Raw genomic sequence first — 20,134 nt, 5'->3', positions numbered from 1 at the left:
CAGATATTTTACAACGAGGTTACAGATGTCATAATTAAAATGGAATTTATCTTTGCTAAAACGTTTAGGCATCTTGTTTCGTAGCTTATTGCTGTTATTTTTGTACATCAACATTTAACCTGAATTAACCACCCATGAAATTAAAACTGATAGGCACCTTACTCCTATTGTCGGCCCTTGGCGTACAGGCCCAGCAAAAAGTTATCTCCCTTTACCCCGGCGCAGCTCCCGGTTCCGAAAACTGGACCTGGAATGAGGGCGAAAGCGACGACAACGCCTTTAATACCAAAGTTGTTTACAACGTTACGCACCCTTCCCTGAGTGTCTTCCTGCCCGATTCATCCATCGCCACCGGCACCGCGGTGGTTATTTGCCCGGGTGGCGGCTTCCATACCCTGTCAATCAACAGTGAGGGCTATGACGTAGCAAAATGGCTTAATAAACAGGGCGTGGCCTGCTTTGTATTGAAATACAGGCTGGCTCACAGTTTAACTAACGATCCGGTAAAAGAATTGGTAGCCAAAATGAGTCAGAAGGATTTCCCTAAACAGGTAGCGCCGGTTATTCCGCTGGCTATTGCTGATGCACGAGCGGCCCTAACCTATGTACGTGAACATGCCTCCGAATACCATGTTTCTCCGCAACGAATCGGGATCATGGGCTTTTCGGCAGGTGGCACACTGGCCGGTGCCGCAGCTTTCAATTACACAGCAGCTAACAAACCCGATTTTGACGCGCCTATTTATGCATACGTGCCTCCAGAACTGATCTCAAAAATCCCTGACGACGCGCCGCCGATGTTTATAGCTGCAGCCACTGATGACCAGCTTGGCCTTGCGCCGCACAGTATTGAGCTTTATAGCAAATGGCTGGCATCAAAACATAGCGCCGAGCTGCATATGTACGCTAAAGGGGGCCACGGTTTTGGCATGCGCAAACAAAGCCTGCCTACCGACAACTGGATAGACCGCTTTAACGAGTGGCTCGATCTGATAGGTTTTTTAAAACCCATAGACCCTAAAGTAAAATCAGTTAAAGAAAGGGCCGATCAATGGGAAGCCTACCATAAGCAATGGGAAGATGCATTTCATAAAGACTGGGCAAACATGACCCGTTACAAGGCTGATAATGAAAAGGTAAAAGCATCGGCCCCAAACCCTAAAAGTGTAGTTTATATGGGCGATTCCATTACCGATTTCTGGATCAGCAGGGATTCAACCTTCTGGAGCGGTAAACCATATTTTGACCGCGGCATCAGCGGACAAACCACCACCCAAATGCTGGTGCGTTTCCGTGAGGATGTGATAGATCTGAAACCCGGCGCCGTGGTGATCCTGGCAGGAATAAATGACATCGCCCAAAATAACGGCCCGATAGCTATTGAAGATATTTTTGGCAATATCGAATCCATGGCATTGCTGGCCAAAGCTGCCAATATTAAAGTGGTGTTATGTTCAGTACTGCCTGCCTATGCCTTTCCATGGCGCCCAGGTATGGAACCTGCGCAAAAAGTGGTGCAGCTTAACGCCATGATCAAAGCTTTCGCCAATGCCAATAAAATGGTTTATGTAGATTACCATAGCGCCATGGCCGACGAGCGCAAGGGTTTGCCGAAAAATTTAGCCGCTGACGGCGTGCACCCCACTGTTGAAGGATACAGGGTAATGGGCCCATTGGTTGAAAAGGGTATTGCTGAAGCGTTGAAAAGAAAGTAAACTGGATAACCTCGACAAGGTGCTGCAGAATTTTTAAATCCGGCGGACTTTCGAGGTACGATGATAAAGCCGGGACAGACTTGCGAAGTTTTAAGAACCTCGCAAGTCTGTCTTCTACAACATAGGCTGGGGACACGCCTTTAAAACCGGTAGGCAAATACCTTCTTTTAAAAATGTTGATGTTTTTAATTTAGTAAATTGCATATTGGGCTTAAATACAATGGCAAGGTTGATGGTACCGGTCAGCTTGCTGATAACACCTTACAAAAAAATAAAACATCCCATGAAAAACGCATTCAGGCTCCTGATCTTCATATTATCGCCACTGGCGTTACATGCTCAAAATCCGATAGTTGTAAAACAACAGGCTACCCTGATGGCCCAAAGCATGACCAAAGGCGACTATAAGAGTATTGTTAATTATACTTATCCCAAAGCGGTGCAAATGGCCGGGGGCAAAGAAAAAATGGCCGATATGATTGGTACAGCTATGCAGCAAATGAAAACTGCGGGCATCAGCTTTGAAAACATTACAGTTGGCACCCCTGGTAAATTTTATAAAGCCGGGAAGGAAATCCATTGCCTGCTGCCCGAAACTATCATTATGGCAAGCCCAAAAGGCCGTATGGCCATGCACAGCAACTTATTGGCGGTTAGCGGCGATGGTGGCAAAAACTGGTCGTTCCTGGATATGAACAATTCAACCGCGGATAAGGTAAGGCAACTGATCCCCAACTTTAACCCGGCTATGAAAATTCCGCCGGCTACTACAGAGCCATTACAATAACAGCGAGGTTTGGGCGGTTGGCTTATTATTGTCTCTCTGGATAAATTGAGGGCGCATTAATTGGGTGCCCAAAGCGTCATTTAGTTTTTCAACCACATAATCAGCAAGCTCTGGTGAGTAACGCTCATCATGCTGGTGCATAAAAAACCATACCGATTTAAGGCCTTGCTCTTTCCAGTTTTTGATCCGCTCAACCCATTCATCAACGCGGGCATAATCTGTTGGGTGCAGACTGTTGCCTACAAAGCGGATAAAGGCGTGGGGTGTAGGCAATGCCATATGCACCACATCGCGGCGGCCGCTGGCATCAGTTATGATAGAGCCAATATTGAGATCGCGGAAAAGATTAAATACCCTGTCGCGGTTTTCGGCAACGGCAAACCAGTCTTTATGGCGCAGTTCAACAAATACAGGAATATCTTTTGGTAGTTGTTCAAGATAGGCTTTAAGCTCCGGAAAACTCTTTGGTGTGTAATTATCGCTCAACTGTAAAAACAGCGGACCAAGCTTATCGCCGAAGGCCAAAATGCCTTCATAATATGTGGTCGTGATATCCTCCGCGTTTTTCAACCGGCGAATGTGACTGATGCTTTGAGAAAATTTAGGGCAAAATTTAAAACCGGGATTGCTATCGGCTTTTTCTTTCCATTTGGAAATGGTATCCGGACCGTAAACCTGGTAAAAGGTAGCGTTAAGCTCAATGCAATCAAAGTGCTTAACGTATTCATCTAAAAAATTGGCATCCTTGGTTTTTGGCGGATAAATTTTCCCAATCCATTCTTTGCGCCCCCATTTTGCGCAGCCAACATGTACCTGTAAGGGCACATCATTTTTTGCAGCGGCAAGGGTTTCAACAGTTATCTGCGGATCGGCCGGCAAGGCAAAATCAACCCTTGATAATTCTTCGTCCGTTACTCTACCAAATTCCATTTGCTTTTTTGTGCGAAAGATAGGAAATTGTCTGAATCAGAATTTACAGGATTAATGAATTTTCAGAATAAATAATTTGTTTGCATTACATTCTGTTAATTTAAAAATTCTGATTCAGACAATTAACTACAAGAACATCCCGCCCGAAGCTTCAATACGCTGAGCATTAATCCAGCGGGCATCCTCAGTGCAGAGGAAAGCTACTACCCCACCAATATCGTCAGGTTGCCCCACCCTGCCCAAAGCTGTTGACTTGGACATCATTTCTTCCAAACCGGGATGCGAATCAAATGCCGCTTTGGTAAAGTCGGTTTGAATAATACCCGGAGCCACCACATTTGCTGCTATGCCACGGCTGCCCAATTCTTTTGCCAGGTATTTGGTAAATACCTCGATAGCACCTTTCATGGAGGCATAAGCGGCATACCCCGGAGTTGAGAAACGGGCCAGCCCGGTCGAAAAATTAATGATCCGGCCGCCGTCGGCAATTACAGGTAAACTTTTCTGAGTTAAAAAATAAACCCCTTTAAAATGCACATTAAACAAGTTATCAAAATCCTCTTCGGTGGTTTGTGCAAATGGCGAGGCAGCGTCGATACCTGCGTTGTTAATCAGGAAATCAAAGGTATCACGGCCCCATTTTTCGTTCAGGATTGCTTTTAGTTTCGTAATGAAAGCATCAAAGGTGGATACAATACCTGTATCCAGTTGCAAAGCAGCGGCCTTTTGTCCTGTCGATTCAATTTCTGCAACTACAGCTTCAGCTTCTCCCTTTTTACTGCGATAAGTAACTATTACATCAATACCTTTTTTAGCCAGGTGCAATGCAGCATTTTTACCCAGCCCGCGGCTTCCACCGGTTATCAGTGCAATTTTATTTGTTCCCATTGTGATGTTTTTTTAATGTTTTAACAATACAAAGGTGCAATAGTTAGGAATGAAAATTATGGTGACTACTTCAGATTAAATGGTGACCATTTCAGTTTTTTTCCAAATATTCTATCGGAAATCTCCCAAAAAGTATTGGGCTGAGACAGCATCAATAAATTTATCCATCTCAAAATCAACAAAAAAGAAATAAAAATCAATTAAACTACTAAAACTATAGGAATTATATAATTTATTATTACATTTGCATTGTCAACAACGACAAAGTGTTCTTTAATAACTTATCAAGAAAGACTGAGGGAAAGGCCCAAAGACGTCTTAGCAACCTGTACATCCGCATAATGTAAAAGGTGCTAATTCCTGCTCCTGTGCAAAACGGGAGAGAGATAATTATATCTACACCCCACAACCGATCTGATTAAGTGAATTTTTATGGTTTTCAAGTCGCGTGACCGAGAGGATAGGTGGGGGTCCGCAATACCCTAAACGGCAGTTCGAATCTGCCCGCGACATCAAATTTTTCCAATCTTTTTTTATAGCTTACAGGTTAACTCTGTACCTTGTTGAGATCCGCAGGTACGGGTAAATTTTGTCTACATCCGGGTGATTTTTATAGTTGCCTTCCAGCCTGAAATATCCGGGTTCGGCACTTATCGAGAGATCTTTTAACACGCGGTAACTTATCTCATTGGTTATGGTATGTAAAAAATAATGCGACTTATTACCATTAATAGTCATGAGCCAGCTACCGCGATAATTAATACTATAATAAAATCTGTTACCTATATTAAAACCGGCTCTGCCGTTTATGGCGAAACCCGAACCGTAATCATAATTGCGCCCCCTATACAGGTAGGGATCGGGAGCGGCTCCTAAAATGATAAGCCCCGCACCCACCGCGGTATTCACTTTAAAGCCATTCAATAATTTAAATTCAGATAGTAGATTAGCCTTTACGCTTTGCCCTCCGTAAAAGAACGCAGCATTGCGTATGTAATCATAATTAGCTGATATGATGATCAGGTTCTCCACGCTATCCGATAACGAAACGTCCCATCCTGCAAGAGATCCGTAAACACTGATCACATTAACCGCACTGCTATCGTCCTTCCCAAACTCGGCTGTGATGGAAATATTGCTGAAAGGTGTGTGCAAATTTTCGTTTGAAGCGCCGTAAAGCAGCTTCGCCCTGCCAAACCAACCAAACCGTCCGTGGGTCAACAGTCCCTGGTTGCCGCTGTTAAACTTACGCGCGCCCAGATCAAATTCGGCACTCACTTTTGATGAATCATCCTGCGACCTATTTGCCGGCCCAACAACCTTTCCCCATTTTCCATCAATAATGCGGTTAAGGCCATTCATCGGGTTAACCAAAAAACCCAGCACCTCACTGGCTTGCCGTTTAAAACCGCGGCGGTGGTTATTAATGATCTTATTTGATAGCCGATAGGTCATTTCGCCCAATACTATGCCGCCAAAGCTGGTGTTGATAAAATCGTTAGGAGCGGGTGCCTGGTTTTCGGCAAATGTTTCCCACAGGTAACTGCCCACCATAGTAGCCGGTACTGATTGCCAAAAACTATAACCATTACTCCTGAAGGCGCTATAAAACATGCTGCCGTGATATGGATGTCCAAACTGGTTGGTTTGAAACGGATCATTGTCCCAGGTCCAACTGCCCGGGTTCAGGTTATGACCTGTTGTTTTCCAGGAAATCCGGGCGTAATCAACGTTGACTATATAGCGATCATATGTCCAGGGCGCAATCTCGGCGAGGCCAAGCTCTAAAGCAGCCCTTCCAAAACGTTTCTGTTTTGCCGGCGGATCTGAAAATCGTGTTATGGTATCTTTTTGCTTACGCAGGTCAAAAATATTAACCTGGGCCCCTACTTGCTGGCTGCAGAAAAGTATGAACAGTAAAAGCGGCAGTATAATCCTTAACCTTCCGGAGTATTTTCTGGTAAAATGGTAAAGCGTTAAAGTCATATACACTAACAATTTAAAAGATACAGCTACGAAAGTTATAAAGGATGAAGTGAATTAGGTTAAAAAATGTTTGAGCAATATTTAATTAATGTTAAAGCGGATATAATTTTGATAATGCATTGGGCGGTAATGGGTACCAATAATTGTTATTTCCTTATTTAAGTACTGAAACATATTTTCATATATTTAGCATTGCTTAACCTGTATATTAAGCACCATAACCAGTATAAATTATTGCAATTGTTTTTTACTTATGAAGATCTTCAATATCATATGGGTTGTACTTTTTGTCACATTTGCAGGTTTACAGTATAACGATCCAGATCCTTACCTTTGGATGCCCATTTACCTTTATTGTGCCTGGTTTTGCTACCTGGCAGCAAAAAAAGAGTTTTACCCCATTGGCTATGCAGCCGGCATAATCATTTTTACAGGTTATGCCATTTATAAGATATTTGATAACAACGGCCTGATCGACTGGTTTAAGTTCCATCATGCCGAAAGTCTTGTGCAAACCATGAAAGCCGAAAAGCCCTGGATTGAAGAAGTGCGTGAGTTTTTCGGGTTACTGATCTGTGTAGCAGTACTGGCAATTAATTGGATCTATGCTATAAGAGAAAACAAAAAAGTACCGGTAAAAAAGCGGAGACGATAAGCCCCCTCTAAATCTCCCCAGGGAAAGGGAGACTTGTAAAAATATCTTTTTCATAGGGGTTAAGGTCAGGCTAAGCTACAAATATGACAATCCCTTAAATTCCCCATCAATATAATAAAAGGGCACAAAACCGTCTTCGGCAAGTTCACAACTTACCTGCATGGTGGTAAAAGTAACATCGCCAAAAATATTGGCTATGGCCGAGTCGGCAGCATCATGGCCGGTAGCTATTTTGATAAGGCCGTTTAAAGGTACCAGCCGTGTTGCATCAAACAGGATCCACTTACCACCAAGATAAGCCTCAAAGCAGGCGTGGAAATCGGCTGGTTTAAGATGATAGGCATAACCCGTAAAATAGCGGGCGGGTATGGTAAGCGCACGGCAAAGGGCTATGCCTAAATGTGCAAAATCGCGGCAAACGCCGGCCTGTTCGGTAACAGTATCAAAAGCCGATGTTTGTGAATTGGTTGATCCGCTTAAATATTGTACATTTTTGTTGATCCAGTTGGTCAATTCAACCACCTGCTCAAAAGGATTGGTAATATGCCCGAACATATTATGTGCCAGCCGGTATAATTTGTCCGACTGACAATAGCGGCTTGGATTTAAATAAGGAAGCACCGGCGAGGGCAGCTCCGAAACGTGGGTTTCCTGTAAATTGCCGAAATCGGTTATTTCATAATAATTATCAACCGTAGCTTTGTAGGTAACTTTAACATTGGGCGTATCGGCACTTACATCAAAACGTACCAAACGATTTTCGCCTTGCAGGGTTTGCAGCTCTTCAAACTTAATATATGGTTCCAGGCCAAATTCTTCACTTATTACCGTTTGATTTGGGCTGCGTAACGCGTGTATGTTTAAAATCAATGTGCCCGGCGACCGTACGACATATTCCATTTGGGTAAACACATCGAATTTCATGTTATCAGCTTTCTGTTTTTATTTCTTCTAATTTGTTAAATGTGGCATCCATCCAATCCTCCGAAATATGCTCAAGCGCAAGTTTCAGTTCCTCGGCCCATTGGGTTGAGATATGTTCCAGGTCCTGCTTATTATAACGCTGTTCAACAATATTGAAACTATCCTTTTTATAAACAGCCACATCTATCGGGAAATCGACATTGTTCGAGCTTACCCTTGTTGAATCGAAGGAAAGAAAACCTGTTTTCAGCGCCAGTTTCAGGCTCGAATCTTCATTAAGGATCCGGTTAAGGATAGCTTTACCATGCCCCGAATTGCCGATAACCACATATGGCGCCCCCTGCCCTAATTCCACCCAGTTTCCTTCGGGATATAGCAAAAAAAGCTTGTGTTCATCGTCATCGCGCAGTTGCCCGCCGATGATGGTATTCAGGTCAAATCGTAACCCGGCGGCATCAAGCGACACTTTATCTTCTTGTGCTGCACGCTTTACCTGTTCGCCAAATGCATTCACAGCCTTGTACATCTTATTAAACTCGGCTGTCTCCAATAATTCATTAAAATATATCACAGCCTTATCGCGCACCGAGCGCAAGCCGCTGGTCATGATAAATAGTGAAAAATGATCCTTTTGTTCAATGGTGATCTTCTTTTTTACAGTGGTATCCGTCCCCGAAGTTATGCGGGTATCGGCAATGGCCAATAAACCCTCTTTAACTTTAATTCCCAGGCAATAAGTCATTTGATTAGCGTCGTTCGTTATAAATTAATACTTGCCAAAGTAATTAAATAATGCGAGATTTATTTACCGGTTATTCATAAACCATTTATTTGCCGATAAATCTTTTTCGGGCTTAACTACCTTTTATTTTATTGCATACAATGAATTTCAAATCAGCACTTCCCATCCTGTTATTGATTTTTAACCTAAGCGTTGCCAAAGCGCAAAAACACAATCCCATCCCTGTTATTTTCGATACGGATATTGCCGGCGACTACGACGATGTAGGTGCTATGGCCCTGCTGCATGCCTTTGCAGATAAGGGCGAAGCTAAAATACTGGCTACCATATCATGTAATGCCTTTGAAACCACCGCGCCAACCATCAGCGTAATCAATACATATTTTGGCAGGCCAGAAATCCCGATAGGAATTGTAAAAAAAGATAAGCCTAATAAGGATTGTGCGCAGCGATGGGCGCAGGCTATTATTGCCGGGTATCCGCACAAAATTAAATCAAACAGCCAGGCAGTTGAAGCTGTGGCATTGTACCGTAAGATCCTGGCAAGCCAAGCCGATGGCAGCGTAACTATTATTTCGGTTGGATTTTTCACCAACCTGGCCGATCTGCTCCGGTCAGGAGCCGACAAATACAGCAAGCTGGATGGAGAACAACTGGTGAAAAAGAAAGTAAAAAAACTGGTATCCATGGCTACGGGAATAGGTGCCGACGGTAAAACCTTTAGCGAATACAATGTCAATGTGGACGCAGCCTCTGCGCAAAAAGTATTTAAAGACTGGCCTACACCTATTACCCTTAGCGGTTTTGAAATAGGTGAAAAAATCCTGACCGGAATCCGCCTGATCAACAATACATCAATAAAAAATAGCCCGATAAAAGACGCCTTCCAGATAGCGCTTACAAAAGACAACAACACAACCGGCCGAAACAGTTGGGACGAACCGCCGTACTAACAGCCGTCAGGGGGCCCAAACCTTATTTTACCTATCGCAAACTTAACATGGAAATAAAGGACAACGGTACCGATGTAGTGGTACCGGGAGAGCGGTTTCTATATCTTCAATTTGCCATGCAGCCCGGGGATATTGCAAAGGGCATTGAACAATTGATGATGCACGAGCCTGTTAAAAAACATCGGTAATATACCGCTAAAAATACCAACTACTTGGTATTGAATTTTTACGCGATTGATAGCACCTTAGTTTAATTATGAGCGAACCCATTAAAATTCAGGTATCCATCTTTTGCGAGCCTTGCATTATCTGCGGCAGCAGGCCTGTCATTGCACAGGCTAAAGGTAAATTTATAGTAAGATGCGGCGCCAACGCAAATCATTATCAAACGCCGCCCGGAATGGTGGATATAGCCAATTGGAATAAACACAACCGCCGGGAGCCTGGTTTTACCCCCAATATAGGGCATCTTAAACAAGGCTGATCACTTAAAATAACGGGTTACCACATAGCCGATGGCTTCCTTTATATAGGTCCCCCAACCTGCTAAAGCACCTGCATTAGGCAGGAAATCATCGGCAGATACCGAAAACCTGCGGCTGGAAAAATTGCAGGGGTATGCAACCACGTCAACACCCTGTTTTTTAAATATCATCAGGGACCGGCGCATATGAAATGCCGAGGTAACCAGTAAATAAGGCCCTTTAAGTTTATGTTGCTGCAAGAGTTCTTTTGAAAAAGCGGCATTTTCAATGGTATTGCGGGATTTCGGTTCGCTTAGTACGCAACTGTCCGGAACCTGCATTTCCCTAAGTTGCTCCCTTACCCAATCGGCCTCCCTAAAACCCGATGGCCTCAAAAGCCCGTTTCCTCCTGTGATAAGAAGATGGCTGACTTTACCTGTTTTTTGCAAACGAACACCCTGGATAAACCTATCAGCAGCAGAGTTAAAGAAACCGCCGCCATTGCCATCATCCGAGCTAAAACCACCCAGCACTATAGCACAGTTATACTTTTTATCGGCTGGTACAGCAATCTCCCTGATATCCCAGCACCAGCTAACCAGGTTAAGTAACAATGAATTAGAGAAAATATAAAGCACAATAATACCTGCAAGCAAAAATTTCCGTTTACGTTTTACGTTCTTTAAAAAAAGGGAGATCAATAAAATTGCGAATACCCATAGAAGCAAATTCATTAAAAACGAAAGAACTTTTGAAAAAATAAAAAACATATGGCGGTTATGGTGTTTAAGTACTTCAAATATAGAAGCTTTTATCAGGTGAAGTAACAAACTGGCATTATCATTGTCATATATCAGAAAAGAAAAATAAATTATGGGCTTTATCAAAACTCTTGCTATAGGTGCTGCAGTTGCTTACGGAATAAATTACGTAACCAAAAAAGGACCCGACGGTAAATCAATTATCGATAACCTGGTTGACAACGCCCCCGAATGGGCAGATCGCGCTAAAAAATACGGCGAACTTACTTTAGAACAAATTGCCGTACGTACTCAAAATTTCAGGGATAACAGCAGGCAATAATTTATTCTGCTAAGATAGCTGTTATAGAATAAAAAACATGTCATTGCGAGCGTAGCGCGGCAATCGCATGCTTTACAGAGCAGCGATACCTCCGTGCGATTGCCACGTCGCCCCCTCCCAAACCCATGGCTGGCTCCTCGCAATGACATAAAGTGAAATTAATCCTGCAAATCAAGGTTCCTTACCAGCCATTGCTCACGGTACTGTTTTGGTGTAACTCCCTCAAAACGCTTAAAAAACTTGGTAAAGTTCGACGGATCAAAAGTAAGCCGGTTAGCTATTTCGGCTACGCTTACGGTATTTTTCTGAAGCATTGCTTTGGCTATTTCCATAATCTTTTCTTCGAAAAAGAAACAAGGGTGTTTGCCGGTGGTGAGTTTAATGGTGTTACTCAAATGTGTAGGATGGATGTGCATTTCATCGGCAAAGTCGCGGATCTCGTACATGTCCAATACTCGGTTGTTCAGCACATCCTCAAGGTGTTTGTCAATGGCCTTTAGATAGTCGGCAGTGATTTCATGCTGACGGGCCAGTATCTTTTTCGGAACAGTAAGCGTTGCTTCCATCATACAAAATTAAGCAAACAGATCGGGTTTAAACAACGGTGCTACCCGCCTTTTAGATGCCTGCTCATAAGCATATCCCAATTTTATGATGTCGCCCTCTTTGTAGGCTGTACTAAAAAACGACAATCCAACCGGCAGGCCATGGGCCAATCCCATGGGCACTGTAATATGCGGATACCCCGCCATAGCTGCAGGGCCTGAAAAGCTGAAACCGTTGTCATAATCGCCATTTACCAGGTCGATACATACAGCCGGGCCATTAGTAGTGCCTATGATGGCATCAAGTTTATATTTGGTAAGCATACCATCAATAACTTTACGGGTACCCATATTGGTTTGCTTAACCGCGTCAAGATATTCTTTACTGTTCAAATCACCTTTGGCCTGAGCCTGCTCCAGTATCTCCTGCTTAAAAAAAGGCATTGCTTTAGTTTCATTCTGCTTGTTGAAAGCAATAACATCTGCCAGCGTTTTTATCTTGCTGTTGGCATTGTTGAAGTATTGGTTAAGGCCATCTTTAAATTCGTAAAGCAGCACTGTAAATTCGTTGCTGTTGATGGTCTTCAGCTCTTTGTTCAGTTCTATCTCAACCACCTCAGCACCTTTACTTTTCAGGGTTTTGATGGCATCCTGTAATAATGCAGCAACGTCCGGCTTATCGTCAAACGCTGTTTTTTCAATGCCCAGGCGCTTACCTTGTAAACCATTAACATCTAAAAATTTGGTATAATCAGCCTCAATCCTGCCTTTACTACCAAGCGTTGCCAGGTCGAGCGTATCAATACCGGTCAGCGCACCAAGCAGTATGGCGGCGTCCTTAACCGTACGAGCCATCGGCCCGGCAGTATCCTGTGTTTTGGAGATCGGAATAATGCCCGACCGGCTCCATAAGCCCACAGTTGGCTTAATGCCCACCAGGCCGTTAACCGATGCCGGCGACACTATCGAGCCGTTGGTTTCTGTACCAATGCCAATAACGCAAAGATTGGCTGCTACAGCCGTTCCGGTACCGGCGCTTGAACCGCTGGGGTTTCTATCTAAAATATAAGGGCACTTAGTTTGCCCTCCCCTGCTGCTCCAGGCGCTGGTTGAATGTGTAGACCGAAAGTTTGCCCACTCGCTTAAATTGGTTTTGCCCAATATCACAGCACCTGCCTCACGAAGCTTATGCACTATAAAAGCATCTTGCTTGGCAAAATTATCGGCCAAAGCTAACGAGCCCGCCGTGGTGTGCATGTTATCGCCGGTATTAATATTATCCTTTATCAGCACAGGTATACCATGCAGCGGACCACGCACCTTACCTTTTTCACGTTCCCGGTCCATCGCATCGGCCATGTTCAAAGCATCTTTATTAAGCTCGATAACCGAGTTAAGCATAATACCTTTTTTATCTATCTGATCAATGCGTTTCAGGTACAGCTCGGTAATCAGCCTTGAAGTAAACTGCTTGCTCTGCATTTTTTGCTGCAGATCGGCAATGGTTATTTCGCTCAGTTCAAATATATCGTCCTTACTGTTATCGACAGCGGCAGTTTCATCGGCTTTATTTTCGGCAGATGGCTGATTGCAGGAAGCCGCTACTAAAGTAGATATCGTTAACCCAGCTAATGAACCGGTTTTGAGGAAATTTCTTCTGTGCATAACTGTTTAAATAAAAGGCATTACAAGTAACAAAATATTTAACTACTTTGAAAATTGTGGAGGTTGGAGATAGTTAAATGTTACAATGGGGTGGTATATTATCATATACGGAGAAAGCCCCGTCACCCTGAGCTTGTCGAAGGGTCGCGCGCAGAGGCCCCATCCGCCTTGCTTCGACAAGCTCAGCATGACACCCTATTTTTATTTATTTACCCTTATTTCGATATCATCCCCGATATCACATTAATGCTCAATGCCACAATAGCTGTATTAAACGCAAAGGAGATCAATCCGTGGATCCAGGCCAGCCTGCGGATAGAGCGTGCGGAAATCTCCACGTCAGATACCTGGAAAGTCATGCCTACTACAAACGAAAAGTATACAAAATCGAGGTAATCCGGTTCTTTTTCATCGCCCGGAAATTCAAGGCCGCCGAGATGTTTGAGTTTTTTATCATCATCGGGATCTGTAGTATAATACATATGGGCGTAACGCAAAGTGAATATAGTGTGTACCAGCCACCATGAAACAATAACCGATGCCATGGCCAATAAAACCCGCGCCGTCACAACCGCATCTGACTGGTTTTTTGTGGATAACAACAGAAATACTATTGCCAGCAAACTCATCATCGATGATACTATCACAAACAAAAATATCAGCGTGCGGCTTGAGTCTTCGATACTGGCTATTTTACGGATCTCGGCGGGGTTAGCCGTTAGGATAATGATCCAATCCATAATAATGATGCATAAACCAAATGCGATCCAGGTTACCAAAGCAACCGTTGGCACCGAAAAATGAGCCCAGGAGAAAAACAATGTTATTGCTGCGGCCCCTAACGAGATCAGGAGACGGTGATGGGCATCAAGACTAAAAAAGACTTTGGTTTTTGTTTTGGCTTTTTGAGGCATACAATTTAAGCTACACCATAAATATGATAATGTTTGATGTAGATTAAATGAAGATACTAAAAATCGTCTTCCTCAACAATCCAGGCAACACGGCCTACCTGCCCGTCATCCAACTGCACTTTTATTCCGCGCGAGTGGTAAGCCGCGCTGGTGAGCAACCGTTTTACAAAGCCCCGGGTTAGCGTACCGGTGCGCTGATCTTTTTTTAGTATGATATCAACCTCAAGGCCCGGGTATATATCGCTTCTGTTTTGTCCATTCATGACCGTTGATTTATTTGATTACGTTGATTTCGCTGATTTTATTTTTTTGATTTTGTCTGATTTCACCGATTTAACGAGATCGATGATATCCCTGAAAAAGCAAATATCAATTTTTCGAAAGATAATCGGCTATAAAAGTTTTAACGCGATCTTCATTACCATCATCAAAACCGTCGATTTTTTTTACAATCACGTTTTTGTTATTCACCAGGTATATTTTTGGTATTAAACTCAAATTGTATTTTGCCTGCGCTTTTACATATTCCTGTTGCGGGATAATCAATTGCTGCCATGACATGTTTTCTTTTTTTAGTGCCTGTAGCCAATTCTCTTTTTTCGCATCTAATGATACACTCACAAACCTCACATCATCTTTGCTAAACTGCTCTGTTATTCTCCTTAATGATGGAATTTCCCGCCTGCATGGCCCGCACCAGCTTGCCCAGAATATCACCATGTTCAACTTTTTCGTATTATCTATCAGGGTAACCGGTTTTGCTTCCTGATCGGCGAAAATACTATTTACGAATTGATTTTGGCTTAAAGGTTGATTATCTATAAATAGTTTAAGCCGTCTACCATAATATGATGATTTTGCTTCATTGCCAAACATGGCGTAGAAGCTTTTCAACTCTTTCTGATTAAAGTAAAATCTAAGATTATTAAATGCATATAAAGTCCAATATGCGTCAGGCACCCGTTTGATTATTCTTTCGACCCGTGCTGCCTGTTTATTTCTAACGGCGCTGTCTTCGCTCATCTGAATGAAAGGTAAGGTGATATTCCTGAGATAAAAATCGGTCTGCGTACCACCATTCAGTATAGCACCTGTGTTTTTAGAAAAATCGCCGGTTATGGTTGTCAATCCTGGCCCCAAAACGAAATCTGTATACCTGGAGTGGTTCTTCGCGGGCTCATAAGGGTTAGCAACAACTATAGGTTTCCTGAGCCCTTTTTCATCCAGATAACTTATAGAAACAAGGTTGGCAAAAAAAGCAGTATCCGACTGAAAGTTAAATTCAAATTTCCCATCTGTAACTTTAGCGGAGTCTGAAGGTCGGACCATCTGTGGAAAAACGGGCTTATAATAAACCCACTTACTTTTAAGGCCACGTATGTCGCCTTTGATAGTTACACCGTTATTGCGTTTACACGAAAATAAGCTAATAAGTATCAACAGAATGAGGTAATAAGGCTTCTTCATAGGTTTAGTATCAGGAATTTAAGAGTTTCCCGCTACTAAGATAACTATTCAACCAGTCCTTTTATTGCCTGCTCTACTTTTCCGAAATCAAAATTATTGATCAGTTTATTAAACGAAGCAGAGATCTGCTCATTGCCCAAATTGCCGATGCTACCCTCATGAGTATGGTTCACCGTTTTATCAGGGTTAAAATTACCTGCTTCTATCGCCAAACCGACTTGTTTATAAGCATCGCGGAATGGTGTACCACTTAATGTTAAACGGTTTACTTCCTCTACACTAAACAGGTAAGCGTATTTGGCATCATCCAAAATATTCGTTTTAACAGTGATATTTTTCAGCATGAAAGTTGCCATTTGCAGGCAGTGCTTCAGGTCGGCAAAGGCAGGGAACAGTAATTCTTTTAATAGCTGTAGTTCGCGATGGTAACCCGATGGCAGATTGGTAATCATCATAGCCACATCGGTAGGCAGGGCCTGCAGGCGGTTACATTTACCACGCATAATTTCCCAAACATCGGGGTTCTTTTTATGCGGCATAATGCTGCTGCCTGTAGTTAGCGCATCCGGATAGCTTACAAACGAGAAATTCTGGCTCAGGTACAGGGTTTGGTCCATAGCCATTTTAGCCAGTGTAGCCGCAATGGTTGATATAGCCTGTGCAATGATACGCTCGGTTTTACCACGGCCCATTTGCGCGTAAACAACGTTATAATTAAGGTTATCAAAACCTAAAAGCTGTGTAGTTAAAGTACGGTTAAGCGGAAACGACGAGCCATAACCGGCAGCCGAACCCAGCGGATTTTTATTGGTAATGCGGTAAGCAGCCAAAACCAGTTCAAGGTCATCAACCAGGCTTTCGGCATAGGCGCCAAACCATAAGCCAAATGATGAAGGCATGGCCACCTGCAGGTGGGTATAACCCGGTAATAAAACATCTTTATATTTATCGCTCAATTCAATAAGCTGGCGGAACAAGGTTTCGGTGCTTTCAACAACTTCCTGCAACTGGTGACGGAAGAAAAGCTTTAGGTCGACTAAAACCTGGTCGTTACGTGAACGGCCGCTGTGGATCTTTTTACCGGCATCGCCAATACGCCGGGTAAGCAGCAACTCAACCTGTGAGTGTACATCTTCCACATGCTCATCGATCTTGAAACCGCCTTTGGCAATATCGGCATAAATGGTTTTTAACTCACGCTGAACAAGCTCCAAATCAGTGTTGTCCATTAGCCCTACGCTTTGCAGCATCCGGGTATGGGCCAACGATCCTAAAACATCGAACGCCGCCATTTGCTCATCAAATTCACGGTCGCGACCAACAGTAAAGTTTTCAACCAGTTCGTTAACGTTGGTAGTTTTTTGCCATAGCTTGCTCATGGTGCAAATGTATAAATTATCTGAACCATGATTTATGGGATTTAAGGATTAGTAGGATTTTTTGTCTGAACCTGGATTAGGTGGAATTTTTAGGATTTAGGGATTCGTGTAGGCGGTCGTGAGGACACGACCTTGGGGTAAAAAAGATTTTTATCTCCACTATTACGAGGAAATCCTGCCTATCCGGTAAATCTCCCCAAATCCAGGTTCAGACAGTTCAGGATGCCAATCCCGATCTATCCGGTTAATATTGTTGATTGTGACAATATATCATAGTCATTTGCCAATAACGTACAAACCGCTATCTTAACCACATGAAACACCTTTTATGTAAGCCATTGCTTAGCATTGCCTTATCATTTTGCTTTTATTCGGTAACACATGCCCAAACGCCCGGGGCTACAGGTCTTAAGTCCGAGTATCTTGTAAACCCTCTTGGTATCGATAATACGCGTCCCCGTTTAACCTGGTTAATGAATGATAAAACGCAGGCAGCAGCTCAAAGCGCATATCAACTCTATGTGGGGACTGATTCTATTGCTGTTTCAGCAAGCAAAGGCAGCGCATGGACTACATCCAAAATTGCTTCATCAAATAATCTTGTTATTTATCGTGGCCAACAACTAAAACCTTTTACTAAATATTACTGGAAAGTTCAGCTGTGGGATAAGACAGGTAAAAAACTCCCTGCAGCGCCGGTAGCCAGTTTTGAAACCGGAATGATGGGCATGCAAAACTGGAAAGGCTCATGGATAAGCGATAACAAAGGTATAGCTGTTAACCCGGCTCCCTATTTCCGCAATACATTTAAGGTAGCTAAGCCAATCCGCTCGGCAAGGGCTTATATTGCTGTGGCTGGTTTATATGAATTATATCTCAACGGCAAAAAAATAGGCAATCACCGCCTCGATCCTATGTATACCCGGTTCGACAGGCGTACGCTTTATGTTTCTTATGATGTTACCGCTCAGTTGCAAAGTGGCAAAAATGCGGTTGGTGTATTGTTGGGTAACGGCTGGTATAACCACCAGAGCACAGCTGTTTGGTTTTTTCATCAGGCGCCATGGCGCGGTCGCCCGGCATTTTGCATGGATTTGCGGATAACCTATACTGATGGCACCGTTGAAACTGTAAAATCGGGTACCGACTGGAAAACTTCGCTTAGCCCTGTCGTTTTCAACAGCATTTACACTGCAGAGCATTACGATGGCAGGCTGGAACAACCGGGTTGGAACACCGCCAATTTTGACGATAGCAAATGGAAGCCGGTTATTAACCGTTCGGCCCCATCCATGAACATTGTATCACAGGCCATGCAACCCATTCGTGCGGTTGATACCATCAGCACCAAAAGCGTTACCAAAATTGACAGCGATGTTTGGGTGTTTGATATGGGCCGAAATATTTCGGGCGTAAGCCAAATTACTGTTAAGGGTGATTCAGGCACGGTGATCCGCCTTAAACACGCCGAAAGATTGAACAAAAACGGACATGTTGATCAATCAAACATCGATCTGCATTACCGCCCTACTGATGATAAAGATCCATTCCAGACCGATATTTTCATTTTAGGCGGCAAGGGCGAAGAAACATTTTCGCCGCGTTTTAACTACAAAGGTTTTCAATATATCGAAGTAAGTAGCAGCAAACCCATCCAAATTGGCAAAGAAAACATCAAAGCGTTTTTTATGCACAGCGATGTAGAGCCCATTGGTACCGTTAAAGCATCCAATCAAACCATTAACCAGATCTGGACGGCTACCAACAATAGCTACCTCAGCAACCTGTTCGGCTATCCCACTGATTGCCCTCAACGTGAAAAGAACGGTTGGACCGGCGATGCCCACATTGCGAGCGAAACGGGCCTGTACAACTTTGACGGCATTACCGTTTACGAAAAATGGCTGGCCGACCACCGCGATGAGCAGCAGCCCAACGGCGTACTCCCTTCAATTATCCCAACCGGCGGCTGGGGCTACGAATGGGGTAATGGCCCCGATTGGACAAGTACCATCGCCATTATCCCGTACAATATTTATTTGTTTTATGGAGATAGCAAACTGCTGGCTGATAGCTACAACGCCATTGAAAAATACGTGAACCACATTGATGAGCTTTACCCAACCGGCCTTACCACCTGGGGCCTGGGCGATTGGGTTCCGGTAAAATCAGTTTCGCCGGTTGAACTTACTTCATCTGTTTATTACTATACCGATGCAAGTATATTGGCCAAAGCAGCTAAAATATTAGGCAAGCAAGCCGATTATGTAAAATATTCGGCATTGGCCAATAAGATTAAGAATGCCATCAACGCTAAATATTTGGATGCTACAACCGGCATTTATGGCAAGGGCTTACAAACAGAATTAAGTGTACCACTTTACTGGGGTGTAGTGCCCGATAACATGAAAAGTAAAGTTGCCGCTAACCTGGCTAAACGTGTTGAAGCCGATAACTTCCATTTGGATGTAGGCATTTTGGGTGCCAAGGCCATCTTGAGTGCACTAAGCGATAACGGTTATCCGGATGTTGCCTACAAAATAGCCTCGCAGGAAACCTTCCCGTCATGGGGATGGTGGATGGTTAACGGCGCTACCACACTATATGAAAACTGGCAAATAGATGCCAAATCCGATATCTCCCTTAACCACATCATGTTTGGCGAAATCGGCGCATGGTTATACAAAGGCATTGCAGGTATCCACCCTGATCCTGAACATCCTGGCTTTAAAAATGTATTGCTTCAGCCTCATTTTGTACCAAACCTAAATGAATTTACGGCTACCCACAAAGGGCCTTATGGTAATATTGTTTCATCATGGCAACGCACCGGTAACAGTGTAACTTATAAAGTAACCGTTCCTGCAAACTCAAGTGCAACAATTAGCTTCCCGGCTGGTAAAGTTTATCTTGCGGGCAAAGCAATCAACAACCCTGCGTTATATAAAATAAATGCGGGCAGCTATGTGTTCGAGGTAAAATAATATCACCGCAAATGCCATAGTATTTTCATATTTTAATATCTGCGCATATCAAA

At 43.4% G+C, this 20,134-nt stretch carries 20 protein-coding genes and 1 riboswitch; of the genes, 8 read left to right on the top strand and 12 right to left on the bottom strand.

Annotated features, from left to right (window positions below; all coding sequences use genetic code 11):
- Positions 1–134: 134 nt before the first annotated feature.
- Together DIU38_RS02005 and DIU38_RS02000 are read left to right on the top strand one after the other, a co-directional pair.
- Positions 135–1,715 carry a GDSL-type esterase/lipase family protein gene (locus DIU38_RS02005; RefSeq protein WP_112652893.1) on the top strand — a complete coding sequence of 527 codons (1,581 nt, stop codon included), beginning with the start codon at positions 135–137 and terminating at the stop codon, positions 1,713–1,715.
- Between the two features lie 220 nt (positions 1,716–1,935).
- A complete protein-coding gene (locus tag DIU38_RS02000) occupies positions 1,936–2,502 on the top strand; it encodes a hypothetical protein (RefSeq protein WP_112652892.1) in 567 nt (188 codons plus the stop codon).
- Here DIU38_RS02000 and DIU38_RS01995 read toward each other — a convergent pair.
- The 3 genes from DIU38_RS01995 to DIU38_RS01985 form a co-directional block, all read right to left on the bottom strand.
- Positions 2,494–3,432, bottom strand: coding sequence for a DUF72 domain-containing protein (locus tag DIU38_RS01995; protein WP_112652891.1), 939 nt, complete (start codon positions 3,430–3,432; stop codon positions 2,494–2,496). The two genes, DIU38_RS02000 and DIU38_RS01995, sit on opposite strands and share 9 nt — an antisense overlap.
- 126 nt (positions 3,433–3,558) lie before the next feature.
- Positions 3,559–4,320, bottom strand: coding sequence for an SDR family oxidoreductase (locus DIU38_RS01990; protein ID WP_112652890.1), 762 nt, complete (start codon positions 4,318–4,320; stop codon positions 3,559–3,561).
- 278 nt (positions 4,321–4,598) lie between these two features.
- Positions 4,599–4,713: riboswitch (SAM riboswitch) on the top strand.
- A 147-nt stretch (positions 4,714–4,860) separates the two neighbouring features.
- A complete protein-coding gene (locus tag DIU38_RS01985; protein WP_112652889.1) occupies positions 4,861–6,306 on the bottom strand; it encodes a DUF3943 domain-containing protein in 1,446 nt (481 codons plus the stop codon).
- 253 nt (positions 6,307–6,559) lie between these two features.
- Between DIU38_RS01985 and DIU38_RS01980 the strand changes: the two genes are divergently transcribed.
- A complete protein-coding gene (locus tag DIU38_RS01980) occupies positions 6,560–6,961 on the top strand; it encodes a transmembrane 220 family protein (RefSeq protein ID WP_112652888.1) in 402 nt (133 codons plus the stop codon).
- 75 nt (positions 6,962–7,036) lie between these two features.
- Here the strand turns inward: DIU38_RS01980 and DIU38_RS01975 are convergent, their stop codons facing one another.
- The gene (locus tag DIU38_RS01975; protein WP_112652887.1) at positions 7,037–7,885 is read right to left on the bottom strand and encodes a transglutaminase-like domain-containing protein; all 849 of its coding nucleotides are present in this window, start codon (positions 7,883–7,885) and stop codon (positions 7,037–7,039) included.
- Between the two features lie 4 nt (positions 7,886–7,889).
- Positions 7,890–8,627 carry a peptidase gene (locus DIU38_RS01970; RefSeq protein WP_112652886.1) on the bottom strand — a complete coding sequence of 246 codons (738 nt, stop codon included), beginning with the start codon at positions 8,625–8,627 and terminating at the stop codon, positions 7,890–7,892.
- 140 nt (positions 8,628–8,767) lie between these two features.
- Here DIU38_RS01970 and DIU38_RS01965 point away from each other — a divergent pair, with 140 nt between their 5' ends.
- The 3 genes from DIU38_RS01965 (at position 8,768) to DIU38_RS01960 (ending at position 10,064) form a co-directional block, all read left to right on the top strand.
- The gene (locus DIU38_RS01965; protein ID WP_112652885.1) at positions 8,768–9,580 is read left to right on the top strand and encodes a nucleoside hydrolase; all 813 of its coding nucleotides are present in this window, start codon (positions 8,768–8,770) and stop codon (positions 9,578–9,580) included.
- A gap of 47 nt (positions 9,581–9,627) precedes the next feature.
- Positions 9,628–9,768 (top strand): hypothetical protein, encoded by a 141-nt coding sequence (locus tag DIU38_RS32875; protein WP_167516060.1) that lies wholly within the window; start codon positions 9,628–9,630, stop codon positions 9,766–9,768.
- Positions 9,769–9,836: 68 nt separating this feature from the next.
- Positions 9,837–10,064 carry a hypothetical protein gene (locus tag DIU38_RS01960; protein WP_112652884.1) on the top strand — a complete coding sequence of 76 codons (228 nt, stop codon included), beginning with the start codon at positions 9,837–9,839 and terminating at the stop codon, positions 10,062–10,064.
- On the opposite strand, the gene DIU38_RS01955 is transcribed toward DIU38_RS01960, so the two are convergent.
- A complete protein-coding gene (locus tag DIU38_RS01955) occupies positions 10,065–10,778 on the bottom strand; it encodes a YdcF family protein (RefSeq protein WP_167516059.1) in 714 nt (237 codons plus the stop codon).
- Positions 10,779–10,917: 139 nt separating this feature from the next.
- Here DIU38_RS01955 and DIU38_RS01950 point away from each other — a divergent pair, with 139 nt between their 5' ends.
- Positions 10,918–11,127: a YtxH domain-containing protein gene (locus DIU38_RS01950; RefSeq protein WP_112652882.1), complete on the top strand. Its 210-nt coding sequence runs from the start codon at positions 10,918–10,920 to the stop codon at positions 11,125–11,127.
- A gap of 158 nt (positions 11,128–11,285) precedes the next feature.
- Here the strand turns inward: DIU38_RS01950 and DIU38_RS01945 are convergent, their stop codons facing one another.
- The 6 genes from DIU38_RS01945 to argH form a co-directional block, all read right to left on the bottom strand.
- On the bottom strand, positions 11,286–11,696 hold the full coding sequence (locus tag DIU38_RS01945) for a helix-turn-helix domain-containing protein (RefSeq protein ID WP_243770589.1): 411 nt from the start codon (positions 11,694–11,696) through the stop codon (positions 11,286–11,288).
- A gap of 6 nt (positions 11,697–11,702) precedes the next feature.
- Complete coding sequence (locus DIU38_RS01940; protein WP_112652880.1) at positions 11,703–13,337, bottom strand: amidase; 1,635 nt, start codon at positions 13,335–13,337, stop codon at positions 11,703–11,705.
- 215 nt (positions 13,338–13,552) lie between these two features.
- On the bottom strand, positions 13,553–14,251 hold the full coding sequence (locus DIU38_RS01935) for a DUF1345 domain-containing protein (RefSeq protein ID WP_112652879.1): 699 nt from the start codon (positions 14,249–14,251) through the stop codon (positions 13,553–13,555).
- A gap of 56 nt (positions 14,252–14,307) precedes the next feature.
- The gene (locus DIU38_RS01930; protein WP_091211944.1) at positions 14,308–14,514 is read right to left on the bottom strand and encodes a YwbE family protein; all 207 of its coding nucleotides are present in this window, start codon (positions 14,512–14,514) and stop codon (positions 14,308–14,310) included.
- 106 nt (positions 14,515–14,620) lie between these two features.
- The gene (locus DIU38_RS01925) at positions 14,621–15,718 is read right to left on the bottom strand and encodes a TlpA disulfide reductase family protein (RefSeq protein WP_112652878.1); all 1,098 of its coding nucleotides are present in this window, start codon (positions 15,716–15,718) and stop codon (positions 14,621–14,623) included.
- Between the two features lie 44 nt (positions 15,719–15,762).
- Positions 15,763–17,097 carry an argininosuccinate lyase gene (argH, locus tag DIU38_RS01920; protein ID WP_112652877.1) on the bottom strand — a complete coding sequence of 445 codons (1,335 nt, stop codon included), beginning with the start codon at positions 17,095–17,097 and terminating at the stop codon, positions 15,763–15,765.
- A 314-nt stretch (positions 17,098–17,411) separates the two neighbouring features.
- On the opposite strand from argH, the gene DIU38_RS01915 reads away from it, so the two are divergent.
- On the top strand, positions 17,412–20,081 hold the full coding sequence (locus DIU38_RS01915) for an alpha-L-rhamnosidase (RefSeq protein ID WP_112652876.1): 2,670 nt from the start codon (positions 17,412–17,414) through the stop codon (positions 20,079–20,081).
- The last annotated feature ends 53 nt before the right edge of the window (positions 20,082–20,134 follow it).

This window comes from Mucilaginibacter metallidurans (genome assembly GCF_003286435.2).
In the GTDB taxonomy this organism is placed as follows: domain Bacteria; phylum Bacteroidota; class Bacteroidia; order Sphingobacteriales; family Sphingobacteriaceae; genus Mucilaginibacter; species Mucilaginibacter gossypii.
This window is presented reverse-complemented; position numbering and strand designations above follow the sequence as displayed.